This window comes from Streptomyces barringtoniae (assembly GCF_020819595.1).
Classification (GTDB): domain Bacteria; phylum Actinomycetota; class Actinomycetes; order Streptomycetales; family Streptomycetaceae; genus Streptomyces; species Streptomyces barringtoniae.
The window spans coordinates 1-24,752 of record NZ_JAJHNP010000036.1 but is presented as its reverse complement, the minus strand read 5'-3'; the positions used below and the strand labels follow the sequence as shown (position 1 = coordinate 24,752).

Below are 24,752 nucleotides of genomic sequence, written 5' to 3'. Positions count from 1 at the left end.
TCGGGAGAACTCAGGGTGTGCTGACGGTCTGCTTCTGCCAGGCCTGCTGGAAGGCGAACCTGGCGGCCTCCACCTCGTGCCGCTGGTCGGCGTGGAGCACGCCGAGCGCGTACGCCGTCGCCGGGGCGATCCGGGGTGTACGGGCCGCCTGGGCCGCCGCCGCTGCCGCCTCCGAGGCGTCGCGGTGCCGGTTCAGGGCCTGGCCGGCCGCCGACAGGCGTACGTCCACGGGCGTTCCCGCGGGCTCTCGGCCCGGCTCGAGCCGGGAGGTTCCCCCACCGCCGTGCAGCGTCTCCTGCGCGTACCGGTGCAGGCGCAGCAGCAGCCGGACCTGGTGCCAGGGGCCGTCCTGGGGGTGCGGGGACGGGTCCGGGGACAGTCCGTGCACCAGGGCCTCCGCGTTGTACGGGTGGCCCGCGACGACCAGCGGGAGCGTCGCGATCGCGTCTGTCAGCCGTTCCTCCGCAGCGGCTGCCAGGGGACGCAGATCGGTGGTCGGCGCGGTGGGGGTGAGGGGGACCTCGCTGGCGAGTACGGCGACTTTGTCCGCGACGGCGTGGAAGCGGGACGAGCCGAGCGCTTGCAGCGCCGTGGAGTGGGCTCGGGTCCGGGCGAGGGTGAGCTGGCGTTCGAGCAGGGCCCCCGCTTTCGCCGCGCCTACGGTGAGGTTGCCGCGTTCTGCCGTCGCCGTCGCGCCGGCCGGGCCACTGGAGTGGGAAGGTGCCGCTTTCAGCGGGACGGGCGCCGCCGCACCGGCACGACTGCCCGCGGCCACGACGTCGACTGCCTGGGCGGGCAGGACCGCAGCCCCCGACAACCGGTGCAACGCCAGCAACAGCCGTTCCAGCCGGGCCTCGTAGGCGTGCTCCAGGCCCAGCGTGCCGGACAGCCACGCCAGTTCGGGGCGCATCTGCTCGGACCAGTCGGGGTCGAGCAGCGGGCGGAAGGTGTGCAGGCTGCCGCTGATGCGGCGGGCCGAGCGGCGCAGCAGCCGCGCCGCGTCGACGGACTCCTCCGCACCGCCCTCCCCCACGCTCGCGTGCTCCCCCACTCTCGACTTCGCTCGCGCGGGGGGACCCCCGTGCGCGAGGGCGCCCGCACCGTTGCCGCCGGTCTCGCGGTGCAGGCGCAGGGCGCGGAGGAACTCCGTGGCCTGGGCGCGCAGATACGCCGCGAGGGCGTCCCCCGTCACCACCTCGGCCGTGGGGTCCGTCGGGTCAAGGTGTTGCTGTGCCACGCCGGCGCCTCCGGGCGTCTATGAGCATCTCCTGGACGTTGCGCAGGGGTTGGCCGTCCGCGTCGGTCGCGTGTCGCGTCCACTCGCCGTCCGGGCCGAGGTGCCAGGACGAGGTCGAATCGGACATGCCGGTGTCGAGCAGCCGGTTGAGGGCTGCCCGGTGTGCGGGGTCGACGACCCGCACCAGGGCCTCTATCCGGCGGTCGAGGTTGCGGTGCATCATGTCGGCGCTGCCGATCCACACCTCGGGCTCGCCGCCGTTGCCGAAGGCGAACACGCGGGAGTGCTCCAGGAAGCGGCCGAGGACCGAGCGGACCCGGATGTTCTCGGACAGGCCGGTGACGCCGGGGCGGACCGCGCAGATGCCGCGCACCCACACGTCCACCGGCACGCCCGCCTGGGACGCGCGGTAGAGGGCGTCGATGACCGCCTCGTCGACTATGGAGTTGACCTTGAGCCGGATGAACGCCGGACGGCCCGCGCGGTGGTGCTGGACCTCCTTGTCTATCCGCGAGATCAGGCCGTCGCGCAGGGACTTGGGGGCCACCAGCAGGCGGCGGTAGGTCTCCCGGCGGGAGTAGCCCGACAGGCGGTTGAAGAGGTCGGAGAGGTCCGCGCCGACCTGCTGGTCGGCGGTGAGCAGGCCCAGGTCCTCGTACAGGCGCGCCGTCTTCGGGTGGTAGTTGCCCGTGCCGACGTGGCTGTAGCGGCGCAGGGTCTCGCCCTCCTGGCGGACCACCAGGGACAGCTTGCAGTGGGTCTTCAGGCCGACCAGGCCGTAGACGACGTGACAGCCGGCCTCCTCCAGCTTGCGCGCCCACTTGATGTTGGCGTGCTCGTCGAAGCGGGCCTTGATCTCGACCAGGACGAGGACCTGCTTGCCGGACTCGGCGGCGTCGATGAGCGCGTCGACTATCGGGGAGTCGCCGGAGGTGCGGTACAGGGTCTGCTTGATCGCGAGGACGTCCGGGTCGGCCGCTGCCTGCTCCAGGAAGGCCTGGACCGAGGTGGAGAAGCTGTCGTACGGGTGGTGCAGCAGCACGTCCCGGGTGCGCAGGGCGGCGAAGATGTCCGGCGCGGACGCCGACTCGACCTCGGCGAGGTCGCGGTGGGTGCCGGCGATGAACTTCGGGTACTTCAGCTCGGGCCGGTCCAGGCCGTGGACCCGGAACAGCCCGGTGAGGTCGAGCGGGCCCGGCAGCGGGTACACCTCCGCCTCGGAGATCTTCAGCTCGCGCACCAGCAGGTCCAGCACCTCGCGGTCGATGGACTCCTCGACCTCCAGGCGCACCGGCGGGCCGAAGCGGCGCCGCATGAGTTCCTTCTCCAGGGCCTGGAGCAGGTTCTCGGCGTCGTCCTCCTCGACCTCCAGGTCCTCGTTGCGGGTGAGCCGGAAGGCGTGGTGCTCCAGCACCTCCATGCCCGGGAACAGCTCCTCCAGGTGCGCGGCGATGACGTCCTCGAGCGGGACGTACCGGCCGGGCGCGGCCTCCAGGAAGCGGGACAGCAGCGGCGGCACCTTCACCCGGGCGAAGTGCTTGTGGCCGCTGACGGGGTTGCGTACGACGACGGCCAGGTTCAGGGAGAGGCCGGAGATGTACGGGAAGGGGTGCGCGGGGTCCACGGCCAGCGGGGTGAGGACCGGGAAGATCTGGTGCCGGAAGAGCGTGAACAGGCGCGCCTGCTCCTTGTCGGCCAGCTCGTTCCAGCGGACCAGGTGGATGCCCTCCTCCGCGAGGGCGGGGGCGACGTCCTCGTGGTAGCAGGCGGCGTGCCGGGCCATGAGCTCGCGCGAGCGGGCCCAGATCATCTCCAGCACCTCGCGCGGCTGCAGCCCGGAGGCGGAGCGCGTGGCCACGCCGGTGGCGATACGGCGCTTCAGTCCGGCCACCCGGACCATGAAGAACTCGTCCAGGTTGCTGGCGAAGATCGCGAGGAAGTTCGCACGCTCCAGCAGGGGCGTGTTCGGGTCCTCGGCCAGCTCCAGGACGCGCTCGTTGAAGGCCAGCCAGCTGCGCTCACGGTCGAGGAATCGGCCCTGCGGCAGTAGGGTGCCCTCGACCTTCGACTCTTCGTACGCGTCCAGGTCCGCGTCGAGGTCGGGTTCGAGGTCGGACACCGCGCCCTGCGCGACATGCGTGCGGTGCGCGGCTATGGAGCCCACGTCGGGCTGGATGCGCTGGACCTCTGCCTGGGTGTCTGGCTGACTCATGACCCCATTCTTCCGCGCCACGGGCATCACAGGCGCGTCGGAACGTGCGGGCGGGAGCGTTACGGCCCCGTTCCCCGCTGTCCCCTCGGGGGGCGGCGAAGGCTCTGGCACGGCGGGCTTCATTGGCCGAGCGTCGCAAGCCTGGCTGAATCAATGGTTACGGAGACATGACGTGCGGGATAGCGAGGGGCGGCTCCCGGGAGACTTCCCCCGCGCCCGAAGGGGCGCGGGGGACGCAAAACCAGCGGCGGTCAGGCGGTGACGAGGGCGTCCTTGGCCTCCACGGCCGTCCCGGCCGCCCGCAGCGCTCCGGTCAGGCGGCGCAGCACCAGGCAGGACGCGAGCGCGAGCAGCGCGGTGATCGCGAGGAGCAGCGCGGTGGTGGTGAGCTGGAGCGGCCAGTAGTGGGCGTAGGGGTGGTAGACGGTGTAGTAGCCGGAGGCCTTCGCGAAGGCCGCGTCGCACGCCGCCGCAGTGGTGCAGTTCGGCATGGGCAGGTGGGCGCCGGACTTGGACAGCAGTCCCTGGTCGAGCACGATGGCCGAGCCGATGCCGCCCTGCTGCAGCGTGGTGACCCGGGTGACCGTGGGCCACAGGTGGGGCATCAGTTGCTGGGCCAGGACCGCCACGCCCACGGTGACCAGCACGCCGAGGACCAGCGCGGGCAGCGTACGGCGCAGCAGCAGGCCCGCCAGGGTGCCGGCGGCGAGCCCGGCGAGAGCCAGGGCGGCGATGGTGGGGCCGTTGGCATGGAAGGTGACGAGGGTGTACCAGCCCGAGGCGGTGTCGATGCGGCCCCTGCCCGCCGCCCAGGCGCGGTGGTGCAGCCAGACCAGCAGACAGGTGGCGGCGGCGACGAGGGCCGCCGGGAGGACCAGGCGGACCGTGAGCCAGCGGGCCGGGGAGATGCCCTGGGTCCAGGACAGGCGGGCGGTGCCGGTCTCCAGCTCCCGGCCGGTCAGGGCGGCGCCGGCCCAGGCGGCCACCAGGAAGGGCAGCGCGTCCAGGGCGTAGGTGGCGTATTCGTAGTAGTCCTTGTAGCGCAGGATCGCGGCCTGGTCGTAGGAGCAGATGCTCGTGTGGCAGGCGTCGAACTGCCGCCAGCCCGCGGCAGCCGCATCGGCGAGCGGGCCGGCCAGGGCCAGTTCCAGGCCGGCCAGGACGATCACCAGGGCGGCGAATCCGTACAGCGCGGGGCGGTGCAGCCGCAGCAGCCAGCGGGCGGTGCGGGGCCGAGGGACGGTCGGGTCGGTGGTCACGCGGCACTCTCCTCGGTGGCGGCCGGGGCGGTGGTGAGGACGGGGGCCTCGGGATTGCGCAGGTGGGCGAGGACGAGTTCCTCCAGCGTGGGCGCCGAGGCGCGCCAGCCGGCGGGGAGCGGTCCGGCCGGGCGGATCAGCGCGGTCAGCTGGCGGCCGGTGACGCGGGACTCGACCACGGCGTGCGCGTCGAGGCGGTCCGAGTCGGCGGCGCCGGTGACCCGGACGTGGGCGGCGAGCAGGTCGTCGATCTCGCCGGCCAGCCGGATCCGGCCGCCGCCGACGAGCAGCAGATGGTCGCAGGAGTCCTCGAGTTCGGCGACGACGTGGGAGGACATCACGATGGTGGTGCCGTACTGGGCGGCCTGGGCCATCAGCGTGCCCATCAGCTCGTGCCGGGCGAGGGGGTCGAGGTCGGCCATCGGCTCGTCCAGGAGCAGCAGTTCGGGCCGCTTGCCGAGGGCGAGGGCGAGGGCCACCCGGGTGCGCTGACCGCCGGAGAGGGAGCGGATGCGCGTCCCGGGCTCCAGGTCGCCGCCCGCGACGACGTGTTCGGCGGCGGCGGGGTCCCAGTGGCCGGGGTTGAGGTCGGCGCCCATGCGCAGGATCTCGGCGATCGTGAGCTGCGGGTAGAGCGGCTTGTCCTGGGCGACGTAGCCGACCCGGGGACGGGCCGCGGCCGGGCTGGTGCCGAGCACCCGCAGCCGGCCGTCGGTGGGCGCGAGCAGCCCCGCGGCGAGGGCGAGCAGCGTCGACTTGCCGGCGCCGTTGGGCCCTACGAGGGCGCACACCCGCCCGGTGGGCAGCCGGAAGGCGCAGTCGTGCAGTGCCCGGCCTCCCCGGCGCCCGAAGCGCTTGCCGAGGCCGGTCGCCTCGATCGCCGTGTCGCTCATGAACGTTCTCCCTGGAAGTGCGTGTCGAGTACGGCGGTGAAGAGTGCGGCCACGTCGTCCCGCTCCAGCCCGGCGCGGCGTGCCCTCTCGGCCCATGCCACGAGCTCGGTACGGAGGGAGGGGTCGACCGGGGTGGTGCCGAGCGAGCGCCGTACGAAGGTCCCGAGGCCCCGGCGCGCCTCCACCAGCCCCTCCCGCTCCAGCTCCCGGTAGGCCTTCAGGACGGTGTTGGGGTTGATCGCGGTGGCCTCGACGACCTCACGTGCGGTGGGCAGCCGGTCTCCCGGCTCGAGCAGGCCCATGCGCAGGGCCTGTTTGGTCTGCTGGACGATCTGGACGTAGGTGGCGACCCCGCTGTGCCGGTCGATGCGGTATTCGACCACGCGCTGAACCACCCTTTCACTAATTGAGTAGTGAAAGGGTGATGCAAAGAAGGGGCGGCCGTCAAGCCGGCCGCCCCTCGTCCCGCCGTGTGTCAGGTCTCCGTGCGGTACATCAGGTCCGTCTCGTACGTCGTGAACCCCAGCCGCTCGTAGACCGAGACCGCCGCCTGGTTGTCGGCGTCGACGTAGAGCATCGCGGTCGGCAGCTGCTGGCCGGCCAGGTGGCGCAGGCCGATCGTGGTGAGGGCCCTGCCGAGGCCGCCGCCCTGTTCGCCGGGGCGGACGCCGAGGACGTACACCTCGCCGAGGCCCTCCTCGGCGTGCACCTTCGTCCAGTGGAAGCCGATCAACTCCCCGCGCCGCTCGGCGAGGAAGAACCCGGCCGGGTCGAACCACGGTTCGGCCTTGCGGTCGTCGAGGTCCCGCTGGGTCAGCGAGCCCTGCTCGGGATGGTGGGCGAAGGCGGCCGAGTTGACCGCGAGCCAGGCGGCGTCGTCCTTGCCGGGCACGAAGGTGCGCACGCTCACGCCCTCCGGCAGCACCGGGTCGGGCAGCTCGAGACCGGTCAACGGCCGACGCATCTGCCGCAGTTCGCGGAACAGGGTCAGGCCGAGCACCTGGGCGAGATGCCGGGCGGCGGCATGCCCGCCGTGCGCCCACACCCGAAGCCGCTTGCCGGAGGCGGCGAGCAGCGCGGCGCCGAGCGCCCGCCCGTGTCCGTGCCCGCGGTGCGCGGGGTGTACGGCGAGTTCGGCGGCCGGCGCCTCCACCGGGTCGGTGTCCTCCAGCTGGGCGTAGCCGACGAGTTCGCCGTCGACGGTCAGCAGCAGGTGAGAGACGCCCTCGCGGGCACCTCCGCGCAGCTGCAGCCGGCCCTGTTCGGACACCGGCTGCTGCCCGTCGATCGCGGCGGCCTCGGCGAGCAGGGCCCGCACGGCATCGGCCTGGTCCGGGGTGAGCGCGGAGTGGGTCTCGATGGAGCGGGCGGGGAAGGCCCGTACGGTGTCGTCGCTGCTCATGCGTAGAGGGTACGGCAGCCACCCCGTAAAACCTATGTGAATGGCGCCGCGGTTCCCGAAATTCCCTGTGCATTACTCATGGCGCTCTTTGGTCGCGACCTCATCGGAATTGACTCTTTTCGCGGCTTCCGAATGCTGCAGTGTTTTTCCGTGTCGGAATTCACTGGCATAAATCACAGGAAACGGAGTGCCACCATGTCTTTCCCCGGGCTCGCGCCCGTCAAGAGGCACTGCAAGCCTGCTCGGAGCGGAAGAATCCCGTGCCGGTGGCTCGGTGTGATCACCTCCTGTGTGGTCCTGGCCGTGCTCGCCGGGACCGCCGCGCTGGTCGGTCGTATTGGAAATTCCCTGGCCGCCCGGACCGCCGAGAGATTCGTGCTGCGATTGCGCGCGGCCGTCTTCCGGGATGTTCAGGACCTGCCCCCGCACTTCTTTCACCCCGTCGTTTTCTCCGCTACCGCCGCATTCTGGCCGCGCCGGGACCTGGCGCCGGCCGCCTTCGTCCTCGCGCCTCTCTTCCTGCTCGCCGCGCGCCGCTTCTCCCGAGCGGTTCGGCGGGGTCCCTCGAGACGCTGTGCGTGCTCGCGGTGATCGGCCGGGCGTCCGGGAGATCTCCGCCGGCCGTAGGCCCCTAGGCCAACTCCTCGCCTTCGCCGCCTTCCTCGGCCGACTCCAGCCGCCGGTCCGCAGCCTCGGCGGGCTCGGCCTGACGGTCACCGCGGCCAGACCAGTGGACGCGGGGCCCGGTCACCCGGGTGGCTACGCCGGTGCAGCCGTCGCCGTACCCGGCGAGGCGGCGGTCTCGGCGTTGTGGGTCATGCGTTGCAGGACGTGGACCGCGGTGCGGTACTCGTCCGCCGAGATCCCGGTCATGGACAGGTCGCGGAAGGCCCGCACGCTCTCGGTGACGGCGGCCAGCCTGCAGCGGCCGTCGGGGGTGAGGACCAGTCGGTGCGGTGCGGTGCGGACCGCCCAGCCGCCGGTGAGTACGGTGTCGACGGAGGCCGTCAGCGTGAGAACGTCGGCGTTGGCGGCGAGTGCCGACAGGACGGCGGAGTCGGTGGCCTCGGGCGTGGTGTCGCGGATGACGTTGAGGACCTGCCAGTCGAGGCGGGTGAGGCCGTACTCCGACAGCACCCCGTTCATCGCGCGGGTGAGTGCCTTGTCGGTGCGGTTGAGCCAGTGGCCGATGGGTTTCATGCGGGGGCTCCTTCGGTGCGGGGTGCGCCCAGCAGGGCGGGCCAGTCCTGCCCGGCCGCCCAGTGCGCGAAGGTGTGCCAGCCGACCTCGGGATACGCGCGGCGCAGGGCCTGGGCGTCGACGTCGAGGCCGGTGGTGGTGAAGTAGGCGAACATGGCCGCGAGGTCCGCGGAGTGGGTGCGGACGATGTCGAGGCCGACCTCGTGGTGGGTGATCGGGCGGCCCGTGGCGGCGGTGAGCGCGGCCGCGATCTGCTCGGGCGTACGGGTGTCGGAGGCGATGTCGATACGGCGGCCCAGGAACGCGGTCCGGCGCGCGAAGGCCAGCGCCGCGAACACGCCGATGTCGGCGGCGGGGATCAGGGCGAAGGGGCGGTCGGCGGGCATGGGCCAGCCGAAGACGCCCTCGCGCAGGCCGGAGAGGGTCCAGCCGGTGGCGTGGTTGTCCATGAACGCGGCCGGCGCGATCACCGTCCAGGGCACGCCGGACGCGCACAGGTACCGCTCGATCTCGTGCTTGCTGTCGTAGTGCGGGACGCCGGTGCCGCGGTCGGCGTGGGCGGCGGAGGTGAGGACGACGTGTCCGAGGCGGGCGGCCACGGCGGCGTCGACGAGGGCTCTGCCCTGGCGCACCTCGGTGTCGGTGTCGGTGCCGAAGGGGGTCGTGACCGCGAAGAGGGCGTCCGTGCCGGTGAGGGCGGCGTCGAGGGAGGCGCGGTCGTCGAAGTCGGCGTGACGGATCTCGGCGCCGAGGGCGTGCAGGGCCTCGGCGGCCGGTGAGTCCGGGTGGCGGGTCAGGGCGCGGACGTGGTGACCGGCGGTCAGAAGGGCACGGGCGGTGGCTCCGCCCTGGGCGCCGGTGGCGCCGGTGACGGCGATGGTGAGCATGGGTGTCCCCCCGGATAGGATGAGTGACGCTTGATGACTGCGTGACGCATTAGCTGCGCCACGCAGAAGAGTAGCGGACTTTTGCTGCGTCGCGCAGTTATTTTGGGGAGCACAGTGATTCTTGGGAGGCGAGTCAGGTGACGGAAGGGACAGACCCGCGCCGGGCCCGGCTGTACGAGGAGTTGTCGACGGAGTCGCGCCGCTACCACGCGGCGTACGTGTTGTTCAACCAGGCCGTCGCCGACCACCTCGGCCTGCACCCCACCGATGTGCAGGCCCTGAGCCTGCTGACCGTCGAGCCCGAGCCGCTCACGGTCCGGCAGATCGCCGATCTGACCGGCCTCACCACGGGCTCGGCCACCCGGCTGGTGGACCGGCTCGAACGCGGCGGCTATGTGGCCCGCACGCCGGACGTGCGGGACCGTCGCCGGGTGCTGGTCACCCCGGTGCCGGAGCGCATCGCCCGCGTCACCGCGGTGTGGGACGAGCTCGGCCGCACCTGGCAGACCCTGCTCGACGACCACAGCGAGGACGAACTGCGGGCGATCACCCACCACATGCGCCGCGCGAACGAACTGAGCCGCACCCAGATCCAGCGTCTGCGCGCCCTGCCGAAGCGGGACTGAGCCGGGCGGTTCCGGCCCACGGGGGTGACGCCTCGGCGACCGGCCGGATCGATCGGGCGGGCCGGGGTGCATCAGGCCGGCAGGGGGATCGTGCGGGCCGGGTCCATCGGCGGGGTGGGGTCCATCAGGCGCGGCACCCCGGGAACAGGTGGGACGGCGCCCATGAGATGGGCTGGGGTCCATCGGGGCGGGGGCTGTCGGGCGGGCCGGTCACCCAGACGGGCTGCTCCGGGCGGCCAGGGTCCCCACGTCGGCTGAGATCCATCAGCCCGGCCCGGTCCCCCGGGCGGTCCTGGGCCTTCGGGTGAGCCGGGTCCACCAGGCGGGCCGGGTCCCTCGGGCCGGCCGGGGTCCGTCGGTCCGGTCCGGGGCCGGGCGGGCTCGGTCCGTCAGTTCGGCTCGGGAGCACCAGCTCGGCCGCCCCCGGCCCCCCGCTTCATTCGGCCGGTGTTTCGGCCGGTTCCGGGGTCTCCGGTGGTGGTGTCGGGGCGCCCGGCAGGCGCACCGTCGCCACCGTGCCGGTGCCCTCCGCTCGGGACAGGGTGACCTCGCCGCCCGCCTGCTGGACCGTGCGGGCCACGATGGACAGGCCGAGGCCGGAGCCGGGGAGGGCGCGGGCGCTGGGGGAGCGCCAGAAGCGGTCGAAGACGTACGGGAGTTCGTCCTCGGGAACGCCGGGGCCGTGGTCGCGGACGGTCAGGACGCCGTTGCTCAGCTGTACGTCGATCGTGCCGCCCTCGGGGCTGAACTTCACCGCGTTGTCGAGGATGTTGACCACCGCGCGCTCCAGCGCGGAGGGCTCCGCCCGGACGTACCAGGGCTCCAGGTCCGACGTGATCGTCAGCTCCGGGCCGCGCAGACGGGCGCGGCGCAGCGCCGCCTCGACCGCGTCCTGGAACGACACCACCTGGACCCGCTCGCCGTGCTGCCCCTCCGAGCGGGACAGCTCCTGCAAGTCGCCGATCAGCGCGGCCAGTTCGGTCATCTGTGCCTTCACCGAGGCGAGCAGCGCCTTGCGGTCCTCCGGCGCGAGCGGGCGGCCCGTCTCCTCGCTGCGGGTGAGGAGTTCGATGTTGGTGCGCAACGACGTCAGCGGCGTACGGAGTTCATGGCCGGCGTCGGCGATCAGCTGCTGCTGGAGGTCCCGAGAGCTGGCCAGCGAGGCGGTCATGGAGTTGAACGACCGGGAGAGCCGGGCGACCTCGTCCTCGCTGTCGTCCTCCACCGGGATCCGGACGGCCAGGTCCTCGGTCCGCGCCACGTGCTCCACGGCCTCGGTGAGCTTGTCGACGGGACGCAGTCCCGCCCGGGCGACGGCGAGACCGGCGGCGCCGGCGCCGACGACTCCTATGCCGGACACGAGGAGAAGGACCAGGGCGAGGTCGTTGAGGGTCTTCTCGGTGTTCTTCAGCGGGGCGGCCACCTGCACACCGATATTGGGTCCGCGGTCACCGTTGGTGGTCGTGGTGGACAGGAGGGGGCGGGTGAGCACGCGGAGCTCGTTGCCCTCCGAGTCGGTTCCGTTGCGGAAGTAGAGCTTGTTCCCGAGGGATTTGACCTGTGCCTCGTCGGCCCGGGTGACCTCGATCTTGCCCGAGGCACCCCCGATGAGGCAGACCTTGCCGTTCTCGGTGACCAGCTGCGAGTACCTGTCCTGGAAGAAACCGTTGGCAGTCGGCGTGTCGGTGCAGGTCTTGAGGGCGTAGTCCAGCTGGTCGAAATGTCCCGCGCCGCCCAGCGACTTCGTCAGGTCGCCGTCGAGCTGGTCGTACAGCTTCCCCTGCACGATGAACCAGGCCGTGACCGAGACCGCCGCCACCGCGAAGGCCACCGCCGCCGCGACCAGCATCGCCAGCCGGGCCCTGATCGGGAGAGCGTGGTAACGCCGTACGAGCTTGTTCACTCCGCGCCGCCCTGCCGCAGGACGTACCCCACGCCCCGCACCGTGTGCACGAGGCGTGGCTCGCCGCCGGCCTCGGTCTTGCGGCGCAGGTACATGACGTAGACGTCGAGGGAGTTGGAGGAGGGCTCGAAGTCGAAGCCCCAGACCGCCTTCAGGATCTGCTCGCGGGTGAGGACCTGGCGCGGGTGCGCCATGAACATCTCCAGGAGGGTGAACTCCGTGCGGGTCAGTTCCACCTGCCGGCCGCCGCGCGTCACCTCACGGGTCGCGAGGTCCATGCGCAGGTCGGCGAAGGTCAGCGCCTCGTCCTCCTGGGCCTCTGCCGACACCGCGACCGCGTACGAGCTGCGGCGCAGGAGGGCGCGGATACGAGCGAAGAGTTCGTCCAGCTCGAAGGGTTTGACCAGGTAGTCGTCGGCGCCGGCGTCGAGGCCGGTCACCCGGTCGCCGACGGTGTCGCGGGCCGTGAGCATGAGGATCGGGGTGGTGTTGCCGGCCCCGCGGATGCGCCGGGCCGCGGTCAGACCGTCCATGCGCGGCATCTGGATGTCCAGGACGACCAGGTCGGGTTTGTAGGCGGTCGCCTTCTCCAGGGCGTCCGCGCCGTCGACGGCCACCTCCGTGTCGTACCCGTCGAAGGCGAGACTGCGCTGCAGCGCCTCGCGTACGGCCGGCTCGTCGTCGACGATCAGGATGCGCTGGGGGTCACGGTCGCCTTCGGCGGGGCTCATGCTCGCGGTTCCTCGGGGTGCGGTGGTCGGGGTGGACGGGGTGTCTCTCGGCTGCGTCCCGGCTGCCTCTCAGCCTGCCACGCCGGGCGGGCCGGGAGGCAGACCTGCCGGGGCGGGCCGGGCAGGCGGCACCGGCCCGGCCGAGCGTCGTCCCGCAGGACGGTCGTCCCGCAGGACGGTCCGGTTGCGGACGGGGCTCGGCCCGGACGGGGCCGAGCCCCGTCCGGGCCAGGTCGGTCCAGGCCACCCAGGGGGGCAGGACCGGTGGGGTCAGGCCCGCACCGCGGTGAGCCGGTTCAGCGGGACCTTGCGGCGGTGGGTGCGGACGGGGGCGGTGCGGAGGCCCATCAGCTCGGGGACCGGTGTGACGGCCACCTCGGGTGCGCGGGGCGCCGACTCGGGCTTGCGGGGTGCCGGGATGGGCACGTGCAGGTCCTGGGACACCGTGAGGGCCAGGGCCAGGTCGGCGGGACCGTGGTCGGCGATCTGGTGCGAGACCTTGCTGATCATGACGTACTCCCTGCTGACTGGTGCGGTGCGGACGGCTAGCTGTGGTTGCCCGCCCGCAGCTTGGCCAGGTCGGACTTGACGGTGTTGACGGGGATCGCGAAACCGAGGCCGATGCTGCCCGCGTCCGAGGACGACGAGGACTGCTGACTCGACGAGTACATCGCGGAGTTGATCCCGATGACGTTGCCGCTCGCGTCGATGAGCGCGCCGCCGGAGTTGCCCGGGTTGAGCGAGGCGTCCGTCTGGATCGCCTTGTAGGTCGTCGTGGACGACCCCGTGTCGCCGTTGAACTGACGGCCGCCGAACTGGAACGGCCACTGTCCGTCGCCGCCCTGCCCCTGGCCCTGGTTCTCGTCGGTGGAGACGGTCACGTCCCGGTCGAGCGCGGAGACGATGCCGCTGGTGACGGTGCCGGTCAGGCCCTCGGGGGAGCCGATCGCGACGACCGTGTCACCGACCTGGACGCCGGAGGAGTTGCCGAGCGAGGCGGGCTTCAGGCCTGACGCGCCGCGCAGCTTGATCAGCGCGAGGTCCTTGGAGCTGTCGGTGCCGACGACATCGGCGGTGTAGCTCTTGCCGTCGCTCGTGCGCACCTTGATCGACTGTGCGCCGGCGACGACGTGGTTGTTGGTGACGATCTCGCCGTCCGACGTGATGACCACGCCGGAGCCGGTGGAGGAGCCGGTGCCGAGCGAAGCGTTTATCTCGACCACGCTCGGGCTGACCGCGGCGGCGATCGCGGCGACGTCACCCCTCTTGCCGGTCGGCACCACGGCGGTGCCGGTACCGGTGGAGGAGACCGTGTCCTTGCCGGCCAGCTCCTGGAAGCCGTACGCCGTGGCGCCGCCCACCGCGGCCGCGACGATCGCGACGGCCGCGAGGAGGGCCGCCGGACCCCGCTTGCGCCTCTTCTTCGCCCCGGGGGCCGGCTCGGGCGCCGGCAGGACGCCCGTCGCCGTCATCGGCTGGTACGGCGGCGGGGGCGGCCACTCGGGGTTCACGGGAGCGGAGTAGCTGCTGGGCTGCTGGGGGTGGGAACCCTGGCTCTCGGTCATGACTAGAAGCTTCCCCTGTCACCATGAGAGCTTCCTGAGTGCTCGCTGAGAAGCCCGGCAGAACCTCGTTTGCCGGATATAAAGACCTGTCGGTGAGGCTCAGGCCCTCAGGTCGCAACCGCAGCTCGTCCGCACCACCAGCCGGGACGGGAACGTCTTGAGCCGCTCCCGCCGCGACCCCGCCACCCGCAGCCCGTCGTCCAGCACCAGGTCGACCGCCGACCGGGCCATCGCCGAGCGGTCCGAGGCGACCGTGGTCAGCGGCGGGTCGGCCAGCGCGGCCTCCTTGATGTCGTCGAACCCGGCCACCGCCAGCTTGCCGGGCACGTCGATGCGCAGCTCGCGTGCGGCCCGCAGCAGGCCGATCGCCTGGTCGTCGGTGGAGCAGAAGATCGCCGGCGGCCGTTCGGGGCCGGAGAGGACGTCCAGGGCGACCTGGTAGGCGTCGTAGCGGTTGTACGGCGCCTCGAACAGCCGGCCCTCGGTGGACAGGCCCGCCTCGGCCATGGCCCGCTTCCAGCCCTCGACGTGGTCGGAGACCGGGTCGCCGACGGCCGGCGTCTGGGCCGTACCGCCCATACAGGCGACGTACTCGTAGCCGTGCTCCAGCAGGTGGCGTACGGCGAGCTGGGCGCCGCCGAGGTCGTCCGTGACCACGGCCACGTCGTCGATGGCCTCGGGGCGCTCGTGCAGCAGCACCACCCTTGCGTCCCAGGCGTCGATCTCGGCGGCGGCGAGGTCGTTGAGCGCGTGGGAGACGAGGATCAGACCGGAGACGCGCATGCCGAGGAAGGCGCGCAGATAGTGGACCTCGCGTTCACCGATGTAGTCGGTGTTGCCGACCAGGACCATCTTGCCGCGCTCGGAGGCGGCCTGCTCGACCGCGTGGGCCATCTCGCCGAAGAAGGGCTGGCGGGCGTCCGGGATGATCAGGCCTATGAGATCCGTGCGCCGGGACGCCATCGCCTGGGCGACCCGGTCGGGGCGGTACCCCAGTTCCTTGATCGCAGCGAGGACACGCTCGCGCGTGGCCGGGGCGACCGGCCGGGGTCCGTTGTTGATGACATAACTGACGACGGCGGTGGAGGTTCCAGCCAGCCGTGCCACGTCATCCCGAGTCACCTTGGCCACGCGCGGAGTCTACGCGGATTGACCCGGTCTGGGCAGGGCGTATCAGTGCTTGGATGTGCGGAAGCAATGCCCCGCCCGGGCGGCCGTCACACCCGCCCGGCGGGAACCCGTCGGTAACTTTCGGGATCTAGGCGTCCGCGTGGACCTCGGAGCCGTCACGGACGGCGGATGCATCCGCATCCTCCGCCTTTGCCCGCTCCGCCCCGGCCTTGGCCTCCTGGCCGGCCCGGTCGGTCTTGTCGCCCTTCTCGGGCGTAACGAATCGATAACCGACGTTGCGGACGGTGCCGATCAGCGACTCGTGCTCCGGGCCGAGCTTGGCGCGCAGCCGCCGCACGTGGACGTCGACCGTCCGGGTGCCGCCGAAGTAGTCGTAGCCCCACACCTCCTGCAGCAGCTGGGCGCGGGTGAAGACCCGGCCCGGGTGCTGGGCGAGGTACTTCAGCAGCTCGAACTCCTTGAAGGTCAGGTCCAGGACCCGGCCCTTGAGCTTGGCGGAGTAGGTGGCCTCGTCCACGGACAGGTCGCCGTTGCGGATCTCCATGGGGGAGTCGTCGTTGACGATCTGCTGGCGTCCCATGGCCAGCCGCAGCCGGGCCTCGACCTCGGCCGGGCCCGCGGTGTCCAGCAGCACGTCGTCGATGCCCCAGTCCGCGGTGACGGCGGCGAGACCGCCCTCGGTGACGACGAGGATCAGGGGACAGCCGGGGCCGGTGGAGCGCAGCAGCTGGCACAGGCTGCGCACCTGGGGCAGGTCACGGCGGCCGTCGACGAGGATGACGTCGGCGCCCGGGGTGTCGACGAGGGCGGGGCCCTCCGCCGGGGCCACCCGCACGTTGTGCAGGAGCAGGCCGAGGGCGGGCAGCACCTCCGTCGACGGCTGGAGGGCGTTGGTCAGGAGCAGCAGAGAACTCATACGTCTGGTTCCTCCTCGGTCCCTGCGAGGCTGTGCGGACGGGCACTGCTCTGCGATCCCGAAGGCCCCGTACACCGCGGCGGTCCCTCCCCGGCGCCTTCACCTGGGGTTTCCCGCTTCGTATACAACGCTTCCGAAAGCACAAAAGGACCCGGGGGCTTCGCTGCCCGAGTCCTCATACCCAGCAGAATAGCCCACATGAGGAACCGTTCGGCAGGTCAAGCGGCGCATTCCACCGTTCGTCCGAATCGCGAGACGCGCAGACAGGTGCCTATGCGGACGTTTCTGCGCACCGCCGACGGAATTCCGATCGATTCCGTATACGATCCGGGCGCCGTCGTATACGAAACCTCCGGACCCGGTCCGGATGCCCGCCGTTCGCCCTCCCGTGAGCTGGTGTTCGTCGTCGCCCATGGGTTCACCGGGGACGTGGACCGGCCGCACGTACGACGGGTGGCGGGCGTGCTGCGCGGTTACGGCGCGGTCGTCACCTTCTCCTTCCGCGGCCACGGGCGCTCCGGCGGCCGGTCCACGGTCGGCGACAAGGAGGTCCTGGACCTCGCCGCGGCCGTCGAGTGGGCCCGCGGCCTCGGGCACGCGCGCGTGGCGACCGTCGGCTTCTCCATGGGCGGCTCGGTGGTCCTGCGGCACGCCGCCCTGAACCCCGGCACGCTCGACGCGGTGGTCTCGGTCAGCGCCCCGGCCCGCTGGTACTACCGGGGCACGGCCCCCATGCGCCGCCTGCACTGGCTGGTCACCCGCCCCGAGGGCCGCCTGGTCGGCCGCTACGGTCTGCGCACCCGCATCCACCACCGCGACTGGGACCCGGTCCCGCTCTCCCCGAAGGAAGCGGTCCCCGGGATCGCCCCCGTCCCCCTGCTCATCGTGCACGGCGACCGCGACGGCTACTTCCCCCTCGACCACCCCCGGATGCTCGCCGAGGCGGCCGGTGACCACGGCGAACTCTGGGTCGAACCGGGCATGGGCCATGCGGAGCACGCGGCGGACGACGCCCTGCTGAACCGGATCGGGGAATGGGCGGCCGCCAAGGCGGGCTAGCCTGACAGCACTCTTATTTCTTTCTTGCCGTCGATTGAGGAAACAGATGCCCAAGGTCACGGTGCGCTATTGGGCCGCCGCCAAGGCCGCCGCCGGTGTCGCCGAGGAGCCGTACGAGACGGACACGCTCGCCGACGCGCTGGCCGCCGTGCGTGCGCGACACCCCGGTGAACTCGCGCGCGTGCTGCGTCGATGTTCCTTCATCGTCGACGGCGACCCCGTCGGGACCCGCGCGCATGAGACGGTACGGCTGGCCGAGGGCGGCACGGTCGAGGTGCTCCCGCCGTTCGCAGGAGGGTGACATGAGCGACCAGCCGTATCAGGGCCAGGGCCCCTATGAGGGCTACGAGGGCTATGAGGGTTACGACCCCTATCAGCAGCAGTGGCCCCAGCAGGACCCGTACGCCGGATACGGGCAGCAGCCCGGCCACGACCCCCAGCTCACCCAGCAGTGGCAGGGGCAGACCTGGGACTCGCAGACGCACGCGTCGCTGCAGATGCCCGCACAGGCGGCGCAGGCCCCATATCCGCCGCAGCAGACGTACGAGGCGCAGTACCAGCAGCAGTACGCGGCGGCTCCGCAACCGGAGCCGCACACCGCACCCGCGCCTGCGCCCGCCCACGCACATGCGCACGGGCCGGAAGCCGTGCCCGAGTCCGCGCCGGAGTCCGCGCCGGACTACGGCCCCGCCACCGTTGCCGGGAACGCCCGGATCACCGATGCCCAGCGGGCGCGCCTGGAGGGCCGCTCGCCGATCATCGAGCCCGGTATGCAGCCGGCGCTGCTGACCGCGCTGCTCGGCCTGCTGCTGGCCGCGACGGCGCCGGTCGCCTCGTACGCGCTCCTCGTGCCGCTCGTGGTGCTCCAGGGTGTGACGGCGGCGGGCTGGTTCCGGCTGAACGGCATGTGGCCGGCCCGGCAGGGCATCGCGCTGGCGTTCCTGGGCGGGCTGACGGCCGACGTGGCGGTCCTGGCCGCCGGCCGCGACCACGCCCCCGCGGCCATCCTCGGCCCGCTCGGTGTCTGGGTCCTGCTGGCCCTGGTCCTGCAGCTGCGCTCGCACGCCTCGCCGGACGAGCGGATGTACGGCCTGATGGCGACGGTCGTCTCGTCGGCCCTCTCGGTGCTGGCCACCGGGTACCTGGGCGCCGACGCGCACGCGGTGTCCGTGGGCGCCGTGGCGGTGGCGGTGACGGTACTGGCCCGGGCCCTGCCGCTGCCCACACCGGCCTCGGCCGTGGTGTCGCTGCTTGCGGCGGCGGGTGCGGGGATCGCCGTGGGCGGGATGACCGGGCTGGGCGCCAAGGGCGCGCTGCTCGGCGCGGCCGCGGGTGCGTGCGCGCTGATCGGTCACCGCGCGGCCAGTTACGACTACCCCTCCCGGTTCGTGCACTTCACAGCCGGCGTGGCGTTGCCGCTGTCGGCGGCCGCGCCGGTGGTGTGGGTGCTGGGGCGGGCGCTCGGTTAGAGCTGTCCTGCGTCGTTCGCGTCCCGTCCGTTGCCGGACGGTGGACGAGCCGGAGCCCCGGCCCGATTCCGGCGGGCCGGGGCTCCATTCCTGCAAGGGGTTGTGGGTTACCGGCCGCCGCCGTCGCCGCCGAAGCCGCCGTCGCCGCCGAAGCCGCCGTCGCCGCCCCAGCCGCCGTCGCCGCCCCAGCCGCCGTCGCCGCCCCAGCCGCCGTCGCCGCCCCAGCCCCAGCCGTTGGGGCACACCACGCGGAAGCTGCCGACCACGCCGTCCTTGACGTGGATGCCTTCCGTGTGGTGGACGCGCACGCCGTCGCTCTGGCTGAAGGGGCCGACAGTGGCGACGGGGGCGCCGTTGTCGCAGACCGCCCCGCGGAAGAGCTCGACCACCTTGCGGCTGTCGTTGCGGACGTTCAGGGTCTTCGCGCCCAGGCCGCTGACCACGGTGATGCAGTCGCCGGCGTGTGCGGAGTAGGACCGCTCGTTGATCTGGATCCGGCCCCAGTCCCAGCCGCCGCGAGGACCGCCGCCGCGAGGACCGCCGCCGCGGCCCTCGTTGCCCTTGCCGTTGTTGTTGTTGCCGGTGTTGTTGCCGCCTCCGGGGCCACCGAGAGGTGCGGCGGCCGCCGGGGCCGCCGCGGGGGCGGCAACGGCCGGCGCGGCCGCCGGCGCCGCCTCCGGCGCGGAGGCGGCCGAGGCGTAGGTAACGCCGGTCGCCACCAGAGCCGCGGCGGCTGCGCCGGCGGCGGTGACGACGGTGGAACGGTTGATCTTCATGGTGCTTCTCCAGTCTCTGAGACACCGACGCGTTGGCCGGTCGTTTGGAACGTATTCGCCGACCTCCACGGCTGTCATATCGGGAATGGCCGGAGACTGGGTTTTTGTGCACCAATTGGGGGAATTTCAGCAGATACCCCCCGCTCTTCATTCATCGAAGGGATGTCAAATCACCATGAACCAGGGGAAGTTGACGCACCGCTAGACCTTTTGGATGATCTTATGACAAGTAGCTACTCCAGCAGCAAGCGTGTCGCTGCTGGCGCAATGCCGCGAATCGCGCTAGCGACGGCCCGCCGCGCATGCCGAAGGGCCGCACCCCACTGGCGTCCAACCCAGGGGTGCGGCCCTTCGACCGTCACTGTGCCGCTGCTTCGCGCAGCCCCGTTCAGACCGCGATGGCGACCTCGGCCAGCGCGCCCTTCTCCGCCACGACGACCGTACGGTCGGCCGTCGCGCCCGGGACGAGCGCCCGGAGCGTCCACGTGCCCTCGGCCGCGTAGAAGCGGAACTGACCGGTCGCCGAGGTGGGAACCTCGGCGGTGAACTCGCCGGTCGAGTCCAGCAGACGGACGTAGCCCGTCACCGGCTCGCCGTCGCGGGTCACCTGACCCTGGATCGTGGTCTCACCGGGCTTGATCGTCGAGGCGTCCGGGCCGCCGGCCTTCGCTCCGCACATGCTGTTTCTCCAGAGGGGTCTGACCGGGAGGTCGGTCGGGATGGGTGAGGGTGGGCTTACTTGTTCGCGCCGAGCTCGATCGGCACGCCGACGAGGGAGCCGTACTCGGTCCAGGAACCGTCGTAGTTCTTGACGTTCTCGACGCCGAGCAGCTCGTGCAGCACGAACCAGGTCAGGGCCGAGCGCTCACCGATGCGGCAGTAGGCGATCGTGTCCTTGGCGAGGTCCACGTTCTCCTCGGCGTACAGCTCCTTGAGCTCGTCGTCCGACTTGAACGTGCCGTCGTCGTTGGCGTTCTTCGACCACGGGATGTTGCGCGCGGTCGGGACGTGACCCGGACGCTGCGACTGCTCCTGCGGCAGGTGCGCCGGGGCGAGCAGCTTGCCGGAGAACTCGTCGGGCGAGCGCACGTCGACCAGGTTCTGCGAGCCGATCGCGGCGACGACGTCGTCACGGAAGGCGCGGATCGAGGTGTCCTGCGGCTTGGCCCGGTACTCCGTCTTGGCGCGCTCCGGGACCTCGTCGCCGGCGACCAGCTCGCGGGCGTCCAGCTCCCACTTCTTGCGGCCGCCGTCGAGGAGCTTGACGTTCTCGTGGCCGTAGAGCTTGAAGTACCAGTACGCGTACGAGGCGAACCAGTTGTTGTTGCCGCCGTAGAGGACCACCAGGGTGTCGTTGCCGATGCCCTTCTCCGACAGGAGCCTCTCGAAGCCCTCCTGGTCGATGAAGTCGCGACGGACCGGGTCCTGCAGGTCCTTGGTCCAGTCGATGCGGATCGCGTTCTTGATGTGGTTCTTCTCGTAGGCGGACGTGTCCTCGTCCACCTCGACGATGGCGATGGCCGGGTCGTCCAGGTGCTCCTGCAGCCAGTCGGCGTCGACCAGGACGTCGGTGCGGCTCATGCTCTTTCTCCTCCGGGGCAGTTGCGGCGGGGCGTACGAGTACAGGGGTGCGCGCTCGTGAGGTCCGGGCGGCGCACGGGTGCCCTTCCAGCAGGGCGGCGGTGAGATGCGGAAGTCGGGGACTTTCGCTCAGAAGGGGCGACAGAGCATGGCGGCAACGCGGCACAGGTCGACTGCCCGCCGCTTCGTGAGATCCGCCTGTCGCTTCATGGCCCCGATCGTAGGGACGTCCGGGTGGGCGTGTCACCGGTGTGTCACATGACGAGACACGATCGTCCGTATGGCGGGATGAGAAAAGCGCCCGGTGGTCGCCGCACGACCTCCCGGGCGCTCGCGCGGGTCTCCGCAGCTGCTTTACGGACGACCCGTCTCGCCAGTCGGACGCTCCCCGTCCGTCCGGCCGTGGTCCTACCCCGCCAGCTTGACGTCCGAACCCTTCACGCTGATCTCCACACCGTCCTGCGCGGCCTGCACCTTGTCCAGCTCGACGCCGCCGGGCAGCCGGTTGATGGCCTGCTGGAAGTCGGTGATCTCGCGGATGCGGTTCTCGGCGATCGCGGCGGCGGCGAGCTTGGGCAGGGAGTCGGCGTGGACCTGCACCTTGTCGTGCTCGACGGTCACGGTGCTGAGCACGGACACGGTCTGGTTGACCGGCAGGGGGCCGAGCCTGCCGGTCAGCTTGGCCGTCACCTTGATCTTCCCCTTGCCTCCGTCGGCGAGGCTGACGACCTGGGCCCTGAGGCCGGGGACGACCTCGGTCGGCTCGGGCTTGGCGGCCTTCAGCAGTTCGGCGTAGGAGATCGTCGCGGTGCCGGTGGCGGTGTCCGCGGTGGCGGAGCTGTAGTCGCCGGAGAAGGAGACGCCCTTCATGTCGGCCTGCAGGTCGTCGATCCGGATGGTCTTCCCGGCGGTGCCGGTCGCGGCCTCGTAGTCCTTGATCCCGACCTCGACGTCGTCGAGCGAGCCGCCGGCGACCTGGGTGAGGAACGGGAACCCCTTGATGTTCACATCCGGCGTCGAGGCCAGGTTCTCCGTCGACTTCAGCTTGTCGGCGGCCTCGCCCTCGGCGAAGTGCACGGCCACCCGGTCCGCGATCACGAACAGCCCACCCAGGATCACGACGAGGATCAGGATTATTCGCAGGGCGCGCATGTGGTCTTTCCCCCGGGACGAGAGCGGTCTTCGGCTACGTCACGGTAACCCCGCGGGCGGCGCCGGCGCGGTGATTGTCGATCACTTGTGACAGGTATGACGCGGCCTACCCTGGACCTATGTACGCACGGCGGCGGCACGTGTACTTCGCCATGATGGGGACGTGCATCGGTCTCTTCGTCCTGGCCTGGGGCGTCGTGCGCCTCTGGTCGGTGCCGGCGGCCGTCGGCATGTGCGTCGTGGCGATGGTCATTCCGCCGGTGGCCGCGATGATCGCGAACCGGCGGGGCCCCGAGGACCGCTGGTGGGACGACCCCTCCGGCGATCCCCAGTCGGACGAGTGGTGGGACGAGCTGGACGGCAAGAAGCGTCCCAGGCAGTGAGCGGTCAGTACACGAGGGCCTGGGTCTCGTCCGCCAGCGACTCCTGCACGAACACCTGGGCGCCCGCGATGCGTACGCCCTCGATGACGTCCTTCTCGGTGATCTCGCGCCGGGCGGCACACTGCGTGCACAGGGTGATGCGCCCGCCGGCCAGGATCGACTCGATCAGATCCGGCAGCGGGGCCGCGTGCGGCAGCTCGAACTCCGCCGCCCGCCCCGGCAGCGCGAACCAGGACGACTCCCCGGTCAGCCACAGCGAGACCTCGACGCCGCTGGCCACCGCCACCGCCGCCACGGTGAACGCCTGCGAGCACCGCTCGGGTGCGTCGGCCCCGGCCGTCACCTTGATCACGAGCTTCTTGGTCATACCGGAAGCGTAGCCGTGGATGTCCCGGTCTCCGTTGGCCCACCTCGTCAAGAGAGCCGGCGCCCGGCCGCGTAAGCTGGGCCCCGGCTCTGTCGTACGCCCACCCTCGCTCAAGGAGCACCCGTGGAGATCTTCTTCGAAACCCTGCTGGTCCTGGTCTGCGTCGGCGTGCTCGCCTTCGCCGGTCTGACCGTGAAGAAGCTGTACCAGGGCCAGCGCTGAACCACCTCTAGGAAGCTTCCCTCATGATCGAGATCCCGTCGGACCTGCACAAGGACCTGGTCCCGCTCGCCTTTCTGCTGGGCAACTGGGCCGGTGCGGGCGTGCACGACTTCCCCGGCTCGCAGAAGTGCAACTTCGGGCAGGAGGTCAGCTTCACCCACGACGGCCGGGACTTCCTGGAGTACCACTCGCACACCTGGGTGCTGGACCAGGACGGCAACAAGGTCCGCCCGCTGGAGTCGGAGTCGGGCTTCTGGCGGATCGACGCCGACCGCAGGGTCGAGGTGACGATGACCCGCGACGACGGTGTCATCGAGATCTGGTACGGCGAGATGGCCGACAAGAAGCCGCAGATCGACCTGGTCACGGACGCCGTCGCCCGTACGGCCGGTTCGCAGCCGTACAGCGGTGGCAAGCGGCTGTACGGCTATGTGAAGAGCGACCTGATGTGGGTCGGCGAGAAGCAGACCCCCGAGGTCGAGCTGCGCCCCTACATGTCGGCCCACCTGAAGAAGGTCGTCACCCCGGAGGACGTCGAGCGCTGGGCCAAGGCCCTGCCCGACGACATGCCCGACGACGGCATCGCCTTCTTCAAGTGAGCATGTGATCAGGAGAGGCGCAGATCGATCCACGGAATGGTGTCGCCCGGCAGCAGGTACCGCTCGATCTCGACGAACCCGTGCTTCCGTGCGAACCGCAAACCGTCCTCGTTGGAGGACAGGACCACCGTTTCGATCGTCTCGGCGCCCGACTCCCGTGCCCGGTTGAGCCCGCGCGCATAGAGTTCCCCGCCGAATCCCTGCCCCCGGTGCGGAGCGAGCACGCGGGCGATCACCGTGGCCGTCTGGGTGTCGTCCGACGGAGGGCGCACCGTGCTGCAGCCCACGAGATCGTCACCGAGGTAGGCGACCTCCAGGTGGTGGCGCCGTGCGCGTTCCCGCACCTCCTCCAAGGACAGCAGGTGCGCAGGGATGATCACGTTGTGGACGTACTGCCAGTGCCTGAGCGTGACGTCGTCGTCCGGCTGCTGGATGCGAAGATCGGACATCGCAGCAGAAGACCCGAGTACGCCTCGGGCGTCAACTCCGTTCTGCCGCGCCACGGAAGACCCATGGCCGCCGATGGCATGATCACCGTGTGACCGGTGATTCAGCGCAGTCCTGCCGTACGAGGTACGTCCTCTTCGACGTCGATGGCACGTTGATCGACGCGGTGGAGAACCAGCGCCGGGTGTGGCGGGCCTGGGCGGAGCGCTACGGGCTGGACCCGGACGAGGTCTACCGGGTGGCCCTGCGGACCCGGCCCACGGAAACCTTCGCGCAGGTCGCCGCGGGCCACGATCCGCACGAGTGCCTGGCCGCGCTGCACGAGCTGGAGGACGAGGACGTGCGGTCCGGCGCCTACGCGGCCTTCGACGGTGCCGCAGAGGTGCTGCGCGGCCTGCCTTCGCACTGCTGGGCCCTGGTGACCTCGAACTACGAACACCGGGTGCGCGGCCGGTTCCTGCGGACGGGCCTGCCGGTGCCGGGGCTGATCGTGGACGCAGCCGCCGTCGAGGAGGGCAAGCCCTCTCCCGTTCCGTATCTGCGGGCCGCCGCGCGACTGGGTGCCGAGCCGGGGGACTGCCTGGTCGTCGAGGACGCCCCGTCCGGGGTGCGGTCCGGGCTGCGTGCCGGTATGACGGTGTGGGGCGTGAACGCCGCTGCCGCGGTGGAGGGCGTGCACCGCCACTTCGCGAGCCTGCGCGAAGCGGTCCCGCACATCCTGGCCTTCGCCTCCGG

At 71.5% G+C, this 24,752-nt stretch carries 28 protein-coding genes and 1 pseudogene; 8 read left to right on the top strand and 21 right to left on the bottom strand.

Going from position 1 to position 24,752, the window contains the following annotated elements; genetic code table 11:
* Positions 1-10: 10 nt before the first annotated feature.
* From LMU33_RS39145 to mshD, 6 genes are all read right to left on the bottom strand, one after another.
* Positions 11-1,237 (bottom strand): CHAD domain-containing protein, encoded by a 1,227-nt coding sequence (locus LMU33_RS39145; protein ID WP_228626613.1) that lies wholly within the window; start codon positions 1,235-1,237, stop codon positions 11-13.
* Positions 1,218-3,572, bottom strand: coding sequence for an RNA degradosome polyphosphate kinase (locus LMU33_RS39140; protein WP_228626611.1), 2,355 nt, complete (start codon positions 3,570-3,572; stop codon positions 1,218-1,220). Before LMU33_RS39140 ends, LMU33_RS39145 begins: the two co-directional genes overlap by 20 nt.
* Positions 3,573-3,700: 128 nt before the next feature.
* Positions 3,701-4,708 carry an ABC-2 membrane transporter-related protein gene (locus tag LMU33_RS39135; protein WP_228626609.1) on the bottom strand — a complete coding sequence of 336 codons (1,008 nt, stop codon included), beginning with the start codon at positions 4,706-4,708 and terminating at the stop codon, positions 3,701-3,703.
* On the bottom strand, positions 4,705-5,601 hold the full coding sequence (locus tag LMU33_RS39130) for an ABC transporter ATP-binding protein (RefSeq protein ID WP_228626607.1): 897 nt from the start codon (positions 5,599-5,601) through the stop codon (positions 4,705-4,707). The genes LMU33_RS39135 and LMU33_RS39130 overlap by 4 nt, the downstream gene beginning before the upstream one ends.
* Positions 5,598-5,984 carry a GntR family transcriptional regulator gene (locus tag LMU33_RS39125; protein ID WP_228626605.1) on the bottom strand — a complete coding sequence of 129 codons (387 nt, stop codon included), beginning with the start codon at positions 5,982-5,984 and terminating at the stop codon, positions 5,598-5,600. Before LMU33_RS39125 ends, LMU33_RS39130 begins: the two co-directional genes overlap by 4 nt.
* 92 nt (positions 5,985-6,076) lie before the next feature.
* Positions 6,077-7,003, bottom strand: a complete 927-nt coding sequence (gene mshD, locus LMU33_RS39120; protein WP_228626603.1) for a mycothiol synthase — start codon at positions 7,001-7,003, stop codon at positions 6,077-6,079.
* Positions 7,004-7,135: 132 nt separating this feature from the next.
* On the opposite strand from mshD, the pseudogene LMU33_RS39115 reads away from it, so the two are divergent.
* A pseudogene (locus tag LMU33_RS39115) lies at positions 7,136-7,727 on the top strand (6TM ABC transporter family protein); the annotation flags it as partial.
* 35 nt (positions 7,728-7,762) lie between these two features.
* Here the strand turns inward: LMU33_RS39115 and LMU33_RS39110 are convergent.
* A complete protein-coding gene (locus LMU33_RS39110; protein WP_228626601.1) occupies positions 7,763-8,203 on the bottom strand; it encodes a MarR family winged helix-turn-helix transcriptional regulator in 441 nt (146 codons plus the stop codon).
* The gene (locus LMU33_RS39105; protein WP_228626599.1) at positions 8,200-9,090 is read right to left on the bottom strand and encodes an NmrA/HSCARG family protein; all 891 of its coding nucleotides are present in this window, start codon (positions 9,088-9,090) and stop codon (positions 8,200-8,202) included. The genes LMU33_RS39110 and LMU33_RS39105 overlap by 4 nt, the downstream gene beginning before the upstream one ends.
* A gap of 137 nt (positions 9,091-9,227) precedes the next feature.
* On the opposite strand from LMU33_RS39105, the gene LMU33_RS39100 reads away from it, so the two are divergent.
* Positions 9,228-9,716 carry a MarR family winged helix-turn-helix transcriptional regulator gene (locus LMU33_RS39100; protein WP_228626598.1) on the top strand — a complete coding sequence of 163 codons (489 nt, stop codon included), beginning with the start codon at positions 9,228-9,230 and terminating at the stop codon, positions 9,714-9,716.
* Positions 9,717-10,152: 436 nt separating this feature from the next.
* Here LMU33_RS39100 and LMU33_RS39095 read toward each other — a convergent pair whose 3' ends face one another.
* The 6 genes from LMU33_RS39095 to LMU33_RS39070 all read right to left on the bottom strand — a co-directional run bounded on the left by LMU33_RS39095 (position 10,153) and on the right by LMU33_RS39070 (position 15,962).
* A complete protein-coding gene (locus tag LMU33_RS39095; RefSeq protein ID WP_228626596.1) occupies positions 10,153-11,619 on the bottom strand; it encodes a HAMP domain-containing sensor histidine kinase in 1,467 nt (488 codons plus the stop codon).
* Complete coding sequence (locus tag LMU33_RS39090) at positions 11,616-12,350, bottom strand: response regulator transcription factor (protein ID WP_228626594.1); 735 nt, start codon at positions 12,348-12,350, stop codon at positions 11,616-11,618. The genes LMU33_RS39095 and LMU33_RS39090 overlap by 4 nt, the downstream gene beginning before the upstream one ends.
* A gap of 270 nt (positions 12,351-12,620) precedes the next feature.
* Entirely contained in the window at positions 12,621-12,860 is a 240-nt protein-coding gene (locus LMU33_RS39085) for a hypothetical protein (RefSeq protein ID WP_228626592.1), read from the bottom strand.
* Between the two features lie 35 nt (positions 12,861-12,895).
* Entirely contained in the window at positions 12,896-13,915 is a 1,020-nt protein-coding gene (locus LMU33_RS39080; protein ID WP_228626590.1) for a S1C family serine protease, read from the bottom strand.
* A gap of 99 nt (positions 13,916-14,014) precedes the next feature.
* Positions 14,015-15,046 (bottom strand): LacI family DNA-binding transcriptional regulator, encoded by a 1,032-nt coding sequence (locus LMU33_RS39075; RefSeq protein WP_228626588.1) that lies wholly within the window; start codon positions 15,044-15,046, stop codon positions 14,015-14,017.
* A 127-nt stretch (positions 15,047-15,173) separates the two neighbouring features.
* A complete protein-coding gene (locus tag LMU33_RS39070) occupies positions 15,174-15,962 on the bottom strand; it encodes a response regulator transcription factor (RefSeq protein ID WP_228626586.1) in 789 nt (262 codons plus the stop codon).
* 198 nt (positions 15,963-16,160) lie between these two features.
* Between LMU33_RS39070 and LMU33_RS39065 the strand changes: the two genes are divergently transcribed.
* The 3 genes from LMU33_RS39065 to LMU33_RS39055 are packed head-to-tail and all read left to right on the top strand — an operon-like array spanning position 16,161 to position 18,490.
* Positions 16,161-17,021 (top strand): alpha/beta hydrolase family protein, encoded by an 861-nt coding sequence (locus LMU33_RS39065; protein WP_308280848.1) that lies wholly within the window; start codon positions 16,161-16,163, stop codon positions 17,019-17,021.
* 46 nt (positions 17,022-17,067) lie between these two features.
* Positions 17,068-17,322, top strand: a complete 255-nt coding sequence (locus tag LMU33_RS39060) for a MoaD/ThiS family protein (RefSeq protein WP_228626582.1) — start codon at positions 17,068-17,070, stop codon at positions 17,320-17,322.
* A 1-nt stretch (position 17,323) separates the two neighbouring features.
* The gene (locus tag LMU33_RS39055; RefSeq protein WP_228626580.1) at positions 17,324-18,490 is read left to right on the top strand and encodes a hypothetical protein; all 1,167 of its coding nucleotides are present in this window, start codon (positions 17,324-17,326) and stop codon (positions 18,488-18,490) included.
* Between the two features lie 107 nt (positions 18,491-18,597).
* On the opposite strand, the gene LMU33_RS39050 is transcribed toward LMU33_RS39055, so the two are convergent.
* The 5 genes from LMU33_RS39050 to LMU33_RS39035 all read right to left on the bottom strand — a co-directional run bounded on the left by LMU33_RS39050 (position 18,598) and on the right by LMU33_RS39035 (position 21,999).
* A complete protein-coding gene (locus tag LMU33_RS39050) occupies positions 18,598-19,266 on the bottom strand; it encodes a hypothetical protein (protein WP_228626578.1) in 669 nt (222 codons plus the stop codon).
* Between the two features lie 388 nt (positions 19,267-19,654).
* Positions 19,655-19,945, bottom strand: coding sequence for a DUF1416 domain-containing protein (locus tag LMU33_RS39045; protein WP_228626577.1), 291 nt, complete (start codon positions 19,943-19,945; stop codon positions 19,655-19,657).
* Between the two features lie 56 nt (positions 19,946-20,001).
* Positions 20,002-20,847 carry a sulfurtransferase gene (locus tag LMU33_RS39040; protein WP_228626575.1) on the bottom strand — a complete coding sequence of 282 codons (846 nt, stop codon included), beginning with the start codon at positions 20,845-20,847 and terminating at the stop codon, positions 20,002-20,004.
* A gap of 129 nt (positions 20,848-20,976) precedes the next feature.
* The gene (locus LMU33_RS42150; RefSeq protein WP_350751515.1) at positions 20,977-21,057 is read right to left on the bottom strand and encodes an Ms5788A family Cys-rich leader peptide; all 81 of its coding nucleotides are present in this window, start codon (positions 21,055-21,057) and stop codon (positions 20,977-20,979) included.
* 198 nt (positions 21,058-21,255) lie between these two features.
* Positions 21,256-21,999: an LmeA family phospholipid-binding protein gene (locus LMU33_RS39035; protein WP_228626573.1), complete on the bottom strand. Its 744-nt coding sequence runs from the start codon at positions 21,997-21,999 to the stop codon at positions 21,256-21,258.
* A gap of 119 nt (positions 22,000-22,118) precedes the next feature.
* Between LMU33_RS39035 and LMU33_RS39030 the strand changes: the two genes are divergently transcribed.
* Positions 22,119-22,382, top strand: coding sequence for a DUF3099 domain-containing protein (locus tag LMU33_RS39030; RefSeq protein WP_228626572.1), 264 nt, complete (start codon positions 22,119-22,121; stop codon positions 22,380-22,382).
* A gap of 4 nt (positions 22,383-22,386) precedes the next feature.
* Here the strand turns inward: LMU33_RS39030 and LMU33_RS39025 are convergent, their stop codons facing one another.
* Positions 22,387-22,749 (bottom strand): DsrE family protein, encoded by a 363-nt coding sequence (locus LMU33_RS39025; RefSeq protein ID WP_228626570.1) that lies wholly within the window; start codon positions 22,747-22,749, stop codon positions 22,387-22,389.
* Positions 22,750-22,994: 245 nt separating this feature from the next.
* Here LMU33_RS39025 and LMU33_RS39020 point away from each other — a divergent pair, with 245 nt between their 5' ends.
* The gene (locus LMU33_RS39020; protein WP_228626568.1) at positions 22,995-23,570 is read left to right on the top strand and encodes a heme-binding beta-barrel domain-containing protein; all 576 of its coding nucleotides are present in this window, start codon (positions 22,995-22,997) and stop codon (positions 23,568-23,570) included.
* An 8-nt stretch (positions 23,571-23,578) separates the two neighbouring features.
* On the opposite strand, the gene LMU33_RS39015 is transcribed toward LMU33_RS39020, so the two are convergent.
* Positions 23,579-24,019, bottom strand: a complete 441-nt coding sequence (locus LMU33_RS39015; protein ID WP_228626566.1) for a GNAT family N-acetyltransferase — start codon at positions 24,017-24,019, stop codon at positions 23,579-23,581.
* A gap of 89 nt (positions 24,020-24,108) precedes the next feature.
* Between LMU33_RS39015 and LMU33_RS39010 the strand changes: the two genes are divergently transcribed.
* Positions 24,109-24,752 (top strand): HAD family hydrolase (locus LMU33_RS39010; protein ID WP_228626564.1); only part of this gene is annotated, 644 nt, incomplete at its 3' end.

What these genes read in the sequence shown, in the direction of transcription:
- LMU33_RS39070 (WP_228626586.1), bottom strand. Translation starts at nt 15,962, where the DNA reads ATGAGTTCTCTGCTGCTCCTGACCAACGCCCTCCAGCCGTCGACGGAG.
- LMU33_RS39065 (WP_308280848.1), top strand. Translation starts at nt 16,161, where the DNA reads ATGAGGAACCGTTCGGCAGGTCAAGCGGCGCATTCCACCGTTCGTCCG.
- mshD (WP_228626603.1), bottom strand. Translation starts at nt 7,003, where the DNA reads ATGAGCAGCGACGACACCGTACGGGCCTTCCCCGCCCGCTCCATCGAG.
- LMU33_RS39015 (WP_228626566.1), bottom strand. Translation starts at nt 24,019, where the DNA reads ATGTCCGATCTTCGCATCCAGCAGCCGGACGACGACGTCACGCTCAGG.
- LMU33_RS39110 (WP_228626601.1), bottom strand. Translation starts at nt 8,203, where the DNA reads ATGAAACCCATCGGCCACTGGCTCAACCGCACCGACAAGGCACTCACC.
- LMU33_RS39025 (WP_228626570.1), bottom strand. Translation starts at nt 22,749, where the DNA reads ATGACCAAGAAGCTCGTGATCAAGGTGACGGCCGGGGCCGACGCACCC.
- LMU33_RS39030 (WP_228626572.1), top strand. Translation starts at nt 22,119, where the DNA reads ATGTACGCACGGCGGCGGCACGTGTACTTCGCCATGATGGGGACGTGC.
- LMU33_RS39130 (WP_228626607.1), bottom strand. Translation starts at nt 5,601, where the DNA reads ATGAGCGACACGGCGATCGAGGCGACCGGCCTCGGCAAGCGCTTCGGG.
- LMU33_RS42150 (WP_350751515.1), bottom strand. Translation starts at nt 21,057, where the DNA reads ATGAAGCGACAGGCGGATCTCACGAAGCGGCGGGCAGTCGACCTGTGC.
- LMU33_RS39105 (WP_228626599.1), bottom strand. Translation starts at nt 9,090, where the DNA reads ATGCTCACCATCGCCGTCACCGGCGCCACCGGCGCCCAGGGCGGAGCC.
- LMU33_RS39085 (WP_228626592.1), bottom strand. Translation starts at nt 12,860, where the DNA reads ATGATCAGCAAGGTCTCGCACCAGATCGCCGACCACGGTCCCGCCGAC.
- LMU33_RS39080 (WP_228626590.1), bottom strand. Translation starts at nt 13,915, where the DNA reads ATGACCGAGAGCCAGGGTTCCCACCCCCAGCAGCCCAGCAGCTACTCC.
- LMU33_RS39060 (WP_228626582.1), top strand. Translation starts at nt 17,068, where the DNA reads ATGCCCAAGGTCACGGTGCGCTATTGGGCCGCCGCCAAGGCCGCCGCC.
- LMU33_RS39035 (WP_228626573.1), bottom strand. Translation starts at nt 21,999, where the DNA reads ATGCGCGCCCTGCGAATAATCCTGATCCTCGTCGTGATCCTGGGTGGG.
- LMU33_RS39040 (WP_228626575.1), bottom strand. Translation starts at nt 20,847, where the DNA reads ATGAGCCGCACCGACGTCCTGGTCGACGCCGACTGGCTGCAGGAGCAC.
- LMU33_RS39020 (WP_228626568.1), top strand. Translation starts at nt 22,995, where the DNA reads ATGATCGAGATCCCGTCGGACCTGCACAAGGACCTGGTCCCGCTCGCC.
- LMU33_RS39050 (WP_228626578.1), bottom strand. Translation starts at nt 19,266, where the DNA reads ATGAAGATCAACCGTTCCACCGTCGTCACCGCCGCCGGCGCAGCCGCC.
- LMU33_RS39045 (WP_228626577.1), bottom strand. Translation starts at nt 19,945, where the DNA reads ATGTGCGGAGCGAAGGCCGGCGGCCCGGACGCCTCGACGATCAAGCCC.
- LMU33_RS39055 (WP_228626580.1), top strand. Translation starts at nt 17,324, where the DNA reads ATGAGCGACCAGCCGTATCAGGGCCAGGGCCCCTATGAGGGCTACGAG.
- LMU33_RS39090 (WP_228626594.1), bottom strand. Translation starts at nt 12,350, where the DNA reads ATGAGCCCCGCCGAAGGCGACCGTGACCCCCAGCGCATCCTGATCGTC.
- LMU33_RS39140 (WP_228626611.1), bottom strand. Translation starts at nt 3,572, where the DNA reads ATGAAGCCCGCCGTGCCAGAGCCTTCGCCGCCCCCCGAGGGGACAGCG.